This is a genomic window from Coriobacteriia bacterium, assembly GCA_018368455.1.
GTDB lineage: Bacteria > Actinomycetota > Coriobacteriia > Coriobacteriales > UMGS124 > JAGZEG01.
Genome location: JAGZEG010000033.1, coordinates 1 through 6951 on the forward strand (window position 1 = coordinate 1; position 6951 = coordinate 6951).

5 protein-coding genes are annotated in these 6951 nt (G+C 64.1%); 2 read left to right on the plus strand and 3 right to left on the minus strand.

Translation table 11 applies throughout. The features are described from left to right. Positions 1–1473, minus strand: a 1473-nt coding sequence (locus KHZ24_11845) for an FAD-binding protein (GenBank protein ID MBS5451878.1), incomplete at its 3' end; no start/stop codon positions are given. A 308-nt stretch (positions 1474–1781) separates the two neighbouring features. Between KHZ24_11845 and KHZ24_11850 the strand changes: the two genes are divergently transcribed. Next, positions 1782–3281 (plus strand): helix-turn-helix transcriptional regulator, encoded by a 1500-nt coding sequence (locus KHZ24_11850; protein ID MBS5451879.1) that lies wholly within the window; start codon positions 1782–1784, stop codon positions 3279–3281. Between the two features lie 138 nt (positions 3282–3419). After that, positions 3420–5120: a helix-turn-helix transcriptional regulator gene (locus tag KHZ24_11855; GenBank protein MBS5451880.1), complete on the plus strand. Its 1701-nt coding sequence runs from the start codon at positions 3420–3422 to the stop codon at positions 5118–5120. A 160-nt stretch (positions 5121–5280) separates the two neighbouring features. On the opposite strand, the gene KHZ24_11860 is transcribed toward KHZ24_11855, so the two are convergent. Both KHZ24_11860 and KHZ24_11865 read right to left on the minus strand, forming a co-directional pair. After that, complete coding sequence (locus tag KHZ24_11860; GenBank protein MBS5451881.1) at positions 5281–6366, minus strand: VOC family protein; 1086 nt, start codon at positions 6364–6366, stop codon at positions 5281–5283. Between the two features lie 139 nt (positions 6367–6505). After that, positions 6506–6951 (minus strand): FMN-binding protein (locus tag KHZ24_11865; GenBank protein MBS5451882.1); only part of this gene is annotated, 446 nt, incomplete at its 5' end.

Genomic DNA, 6951 nt, shown 5'->3' on the forward strand with positions numbered 1-6951 from the left:
GCCGTCCCAGCGCAGGACACGCGAGCCCGTGTCGCGCTTTGCACCGCCGGTCGTGCCCACGAGCGTCGGTGTGATGGCAACGGCGTAGTACGGTGGCGTGTCGATAGGCTGCATCGTCTCAGCGGAGCGGCCAAACTCGTCCTTACCCGACGCGCAGCCTTCGTTGTACGCGTCGATGGCAAGCTGGAGAGCACCAGCGCTGCGGCCCGTCAGCTCGGCGAGCTCCTCTACGGTGTCGGCCTTTACGATCCAGCCCTTGTCGATCTCCGCCGAGTTGTCGCTCGACCACTTGTACCCGAGCTTCGTGATGGGCCACGAGAGCCAGAGCGCCACGATGGGGCCGGCAGCACGTGTCTTCTCGTCGAAGATAAGGTGCACGGGCAGGGCGCGGTCATGCGGCAGGTCGACGTAATGGCCGTACTGGCGATACTTCATGTGCTGGCGATGGTAGGCCGCCGACTCGTTGTAGAAGCGCTTGTCCTCGGCGTCGACCTCGATCCACGAGCCCGCAGGCATGTCGAAAGCTCGCATGAACGTACTCTCGTACTCGGGGACTTTAATGCCCAGCCAGAAGCCGCCGGACTGCGTCTGGTTGCGCATGTGCCAGATCTCGGCGCCCAAACCCATCAGCGATTGAATGGCGTCGCCGGTGTTGCCCGGCGTGCCGCCGGTATACACCATGTCCATGCCGTGGAAGTCGCGCTGCATCTGCAGGTTGTTCTCGTAGCCACCGCAAGCAAGCAACACGCCCTTGCCCGCGCCGATGCACTCCTGCGTGCCCTTGTTGTCGGCGATGATGCCGACAACCTTGCCATCAGCGTCGACAACGACGTTCTTGAATGCGACCTCATATTCGACCGTGATATTGTCACGCGCGCTCACCGCGGCGTCGAAGCCGCGCCAGACGCCGCCGTCCTCGAATGTCTGCCCCACAGCGCGAACGTGCGCCGAGCAGCCGGAGAAGCTCGAACCAGGCAGGTCGGGGAACTCCGTCACGAGCTTGCCCCACTCGATGGGGCCGCCCGACACGTAGCCTATCTCGTAATCGACGGGAGACATCGTGCCCTGAATCCAGTCGACCTGCGTCGCGAACTCGTTGCACATCCAAGAGAGGTAGTCATCAGGCACAGGGTTGGGCTCAAAACACGCAGCGGCGTACGTCTTGAACGTGTCGACGTCGTCGGGATTCGGGACGATGATCGTCTGGCCTGACGCTATGGAATTGCCACCGGCCTGCCCCTCGTCGAGCTTTTCTATGATGAGAATGTCCGCCGTCGGATCGATGTCGCTCGCCTCGAGTGCGGCAGCCTCTCCGGCCAGGCCGTAGCCCACGACAAGGAAGTCAACTTCGCGGTCAAACGCAGGTGCCGCCTCGCTTCCCAGTGCCACTGGGGCAAGTGCCGCCAGCCCCGTCGCCGCGGCACCGAGCGCGGCACCCTTGAGAACGTCCCTGCGCGTCATCGCTGTATCCATGTGCACCCTCCTTGGTCATTACGTGCGTCATGGGAACGCACGTTCTGGGTACATGCTCGCCCCATATGACTCATCTGGGTAGCCGCACGGTATGGGTGATGATCGTCCCAGCTCACAGCTGTCAAGTACGGTGGTATGGCGCCACACGATTCCGCGTAGGGATGCTGCGGTCAAAAGACAAGCCACAGCTTGTGGTTACTTTTCCGGTACAGAGCCTTTGAGATGAAACACATGTGGGGTGTATCAATGCATGGACACATATCTACAATAGATAATCCGATACCACTGAGGCATCACCGGGAGGCGTCATGCGCATCGCATTTCGACAGGCGTCCTCGTGCTCCCTTGCTCAGGGCATCGTGGGCTTCGGGCTGTTCAAGGCGCTCATGGAGCAGAGCTACTCGACCGCCATGTCGACGCGACCCAACGTGCACGTCATCATCAACGACGTGCCGTTTTCCGTCATGGCGTCCTTCTCGATCATTCTGTGCGCCGCTGTCCTGCTCGCGTTCGGAGCGCGCCTTCGACCTCGCGTCATCCGTCCTGTTGCCTGTTCCGCCATCGTCGTGCTCTCGTGCGCCATCCTCGTTGCGCTTCCGGGCAACAAGCTGCCTGCCCTCGTCCCCGTTCTCTCGCTTGTCTATGGCGTCACGGCCATCATCGGCAACACGGCATGGCTCGACGCCCTCGCTCGGCTGGGCACCCAGCCCTGCGTCCTGTCCCTCATCGCCGGTTCGCTGCTCGGGGCCACGCTGAGCCTTGCCCTCACCGCGCTACCCCTCTCCGTCGCCCCCTTTCTTGCCGCAGGGACAGGCCTGTTCAGCGCCGGGTTGTATCTCTGCACGACGAGCGGCTCTCCCCGCCCTTCGTCCGTGACAGAGACGGAACGCCCCCCTTCCGTTGGCTCAGTGCTCCGCAGGCTCGCAGCACCGCTCGCCGTCTATGCGTGTCTCAGCATCGCACTGGGGCTCATCGCCTCGTTTCAGGCCGTCGGCGCCCCTCCGTCCCAGGGCGCCTTCGCCAAGGGCATAGCCAGCGTTGTCGCCTATGCCCTCCTGCTCGTCATCGCGCTCCGGGCACGCACCGTGCCCGACATCTCCGCGCTGTTCAAGGTCGCCGTTCCCGCCGTCGCTCTACTACTTGGCATCTTGCCGTTTCTCGGCCCCACCTACATGCTGCTCTTTGATGCTATATTCGTCGCGCTCAACGCGATCGCGAGCACCGTCGCGCTTGCCCTTCTGCTCGGCATGTGCGTCGAGAGACGCGTCCCCGTCATACCCTCCGTCGCCGTCGTCACGCTCGGATCTCGAGCCCTGCTGCTCGTAGGGCTCCTCCTCGGCAGCGCCCTTGGTTCGCTGGGGTTTGCCGACCTCACGACGCGCACGCTCGCCGTCGCCTTTGTCGCGCTCTACCTGCTCTCGCTCGGCCTCGTTGCGCTCACCCGCCGCCAGCGCCCCGATCCAGAGTCGCCCGTAAAGGCGGCTGCCACGGGCGCGGGACGCCTCGAAGCGTCTCCCAAAACAAGCAGTGAACCCGCGGCCCTCCACTCGGCCTCCGGCGCGCGCAACGACGGGGGCACCCCGCCCCACGCCACCTTTGACGGGCATCGCCTGACACCGCGAGAGCGCGAGCTCGCCCAGCTCATGGTGCGGGGCATGACCATATCCCAGGCGGCCGACAAGCTCGGCCTGGCCGTCAGCACGGTGCGCGGCTACACGAAGGGCCTGTATGCCAAACTCGGGGTGCATTCCCGCGAGGAGCTCGTCGCGCTCTATGGGGGCAGCGAGCTTCCGAAGCATGCCGACTGACCGGCCCAATACCGACAACACCCGCTCGCAACAGAATCCGGTTTCATTCGCTTGGCGCTGGCAGGGCCCAACGGTTATATGCCCTATACTTTTGCTTCGTGGCATCGAGAAGACGTGACAGAGTGAATCGAGGCAGACATGGGCCCAGCGCAGCAGCGGAGCTCCCTCAAGGCCGAGACCGCCGGCTCGGCGGCCGTCTGCACGGCACCGTCTGCGCCACGCACCGTATCCGAGCGCGTCGACGTCTACTGCCTTGCCCTCCTCGTCGGATACGGCCTCTTTCGCGCGCTCATGAACGCGACGTACGCAACGGGCATGAACACGGTAAACACAGCGACTCCCCCTTTGGGCAGCAACCTCTCGTTCTCCATCGCAGCCTCCGCATTTATGCTCCTCGCGAGTGGCACGCTCGCCGTTGTCGGCTGGCTGAAGCCCAGCGCACGCCTTCATCTGCCCGCGATGGCATCCATCGTCGCGCTCTCCCTGACGAACCTCGCGTCGGGCCTAGGTTCAGGTCAGTCGCAAGCCGGCGGCACCACGCATCTCGTGCTCAGCATCATCAGCGGCGTAACGTGGATCGTCGCCAACGCCGCCTGGCTCATGGCCTTCGTCACGCTGAGACCACGCCGTTGCCTAACAACGCTCGTCGGCGCCATGCTCCTGAGCTCCGTCGTCCTCATCCCGCTGTGCCTCATACCCGTAGGCGCTCAAGCGATCTGCCTGACCGTCATGGGACTACTGAGCGCAGCCCTTTACTGGTGGCTCGCCCGCACGCTCGCCCCTCGCGAGCTACAACGAGCGACGTCCGCAAAAGCAGCGTCGTCCACAGGCCCGGAGCCCGGGGCGCCCGACCTGTCGCGTCGTGAGCGCGCGCTCGGCGCGTTGCACGAGATCTGGAGCCCTCTCGTCATCTACGCCGTGCTCGTCATGACGTTCGGCCTCGTCACGGCGTTCCAAACAGGAAGTACGTCAGGCTCCACAAGTCATACGGTCGCAAAGAGTCTCGTCACGATGCTCGCCTGTCTCATTGTCGCCGGCATAGCGTTTCTCGGTCGCAGCATGCCCAATATTCGGCGTATATTCCGCCTGTCGTTTCCTCTGGTAGCGCTCGCCCTCATCGCCCTTCCGCTCGCAAGCACGGCCTACAGCGTCGGCTTTTACGTGGCACTCGTCGTGCTCAACGCCATTACAAGCATCTCTGTGCTGTTCTTGCTCATCGAGGCGGCGCGCATGTGGGACATTCCCATACTCTCCGTCTCCTGCCTCTCCATGTTTGCCGCCCGCCTCCTCCTGCTCGCCGGGCTTCTCGCCGGCCAGGCCCTGGGCGCCCAGGAGCACCTCGATGAGACCGTCCGCTCGCTTGTCGTGTCAGCCGTCGCACTGTACCTCTTGTCGCTTCCCCTCGTCTCGCTGGCACGCCCCCGCCGCCGTGGGGAAGACAGGGAGCCCGGCGGCGTCACCGTTCCCCTCAGCGACGTGGAAGCGCTGGTCAGACCGCGCACACGCAGGAGCAGCGCGCCGATAGACCCAACCCACGCGACACTAACGGCAACGTCTCCCCGCAACACCGAGCCGGTAGCCCCGACTCCCCCTGTCCCAAAAGGCCCCGTCGCATGGAATGACCTCACGGATCGCGAGGCACAAATCGTCGACCTGCTTGCTCACGGCCGCTCGATGTCACACGCGGCGCAGGAGCTGGGATTGGCCACGAACACGGTGCGCAACTACGTGCAGCGCATCTACGAAAAGCTCGACGTCCACTCCAAACAGGAGCTCATCGAGCTGCTTGACGCCACCCGTCAACAAGGTGGCTCTCGGGACCAGCCACCGCTGGGGTAGCGCCTTGGCAGCACGGCAACCTCACCAACGAATGCGGGCACCGGCGAGACAGGACATCGCCAGTGCCCGCGGTCCAAAGCGGGAAGGGTCGGGGGTTCCCTTCCCGGGGACGTCATGTAAACGCAACCCGGCGCGCGGCACCGGAGCGCATTGATAAAACTTACTTGCGATGGAACAGCTCTACGAGCATCCCGTCCGGTCCATCAACGATGGCGGCGTCGATTGTGCCATACGGCGCAACGAAGCACTCAACAGGATCACCGTGCGGCGCAAAGCCCGCATCCTCGCATGCCTTCAGCGTCGCCGCGACGTCGTCGACTTCGAAACTCGTGCAGAACAGGCCGGCGTTCTCGGGCTTCGCAACGTCGGACATCGGCGTTCCCTCGATGTCCATCTGGATGAGCTCGACAACGGGCGTGCCCTCGACCGAGTACATGGCCAGACGCGTCGGGGTGTTGGCAGGCAGGTTGAGGATGGCATCGACCAGGCCCACAACCTCCTCGTCATACACCTTCGTCAAGCCCAGGACACCGCCGTAGAACGCGTCCGCCGCATCGATGTCGCTCACAGCCTGCGCGACGTCCGTGATGTTCTTGAACAGGCCCTCGAACTCAGGGCGCGGCTCGGAGACTGACTCGATAAGCGTCAGGGGCATGTCGTCAACACCGCATGCAACGGCCTCGCTGACCGTGTTGCCGCTCCACTCCGTCGTGTACTCGTGCGGCTCACAGTAGTAGCTGTAACCCAGCTTCACGAGGTGGTCGCGCACGGCCTTGTTGTCGTCGCAGCGCATGGCGACGTCAAAGTAGCCGGGATCCCAGCTCGGGCGGTCGGTGCGGATGCACTTGCCCGTACGTGCCTCGAACTCGATGAGCTGCACAAGCGTCGTCTGCCACTCGTTCTTGAGCATCGTGTAACGCGCTCCGCCCTCAAGGCCGTACAGGCCCTTGACCTCCTCGGGCGAGAGAATACCCGTCGCCATCTCCTTGAACTCGAGCATGTTCGTGAAGAACGAGCGGCTCTTCTCGTAGTCGTTGACGCTGATGGTCACACGCACGATGCCAGCACTCGGACCGCCCGGCACGATGGGAGCGGGTTCGGCCTCGGCCGCAGCGGAGCCGGCCTTCTCATCCTTGGCAGCCGACGCCTCGCTCGCGAGCGCCGTGGCAACGCCGCCGAGCGTAGAGAGGGCAGCGGCCGTGGATGCGCCGGCAACAAACGTGCGGCGCGACATTTCTTTGCTCATGGGAGAGCCTCTTTTCGACAAGCTGTGTCAAAATGATCCCGCCTCGGGTGGCACCCCGAGACACGAGCGCCCACGTCCCCACGCGGCGAGCCCATGAGGGCCCCGGGGACGTGGGCGCGTTTCGTACAGATCCCGCGCGTTACGCGGTCGCCGTGTCCTTGAACATGTCCTGCAGGCCCTGGTTCAGCTTGTTGCTGTCCAGCGTGGCGCCGGCGATGGTGTCGACGGCGACGGTCTGGTCGTTGATGACCGTGTCGATGAACTGCTGGAGCTGCTCATCGGTCATGAACATGTTGTCGCGGCCCTTCACGACCTCCATGGCCGTGATCTTGCCACCCTCAACGGTGACGGAGATGGTGAACTGGCCGTCGTTGCCGTTGATCATCTGCTCATACGTGCCGTCAGGCTTCTTCGTGATGTCGATGAGATCCGCCATGCCCTGCATGGGCGGCTCCTCGCTCACCGTGGAGCGCCCGCCAAACGCGGTGTCGGCAGCGGCGCGGCCAGAGGCGATGCACTCGGCGAGGAACATGCCGTTCTGGTAGAGGTTCGACACATACGAGCCCAGCTCACCAGCCTCGAAGA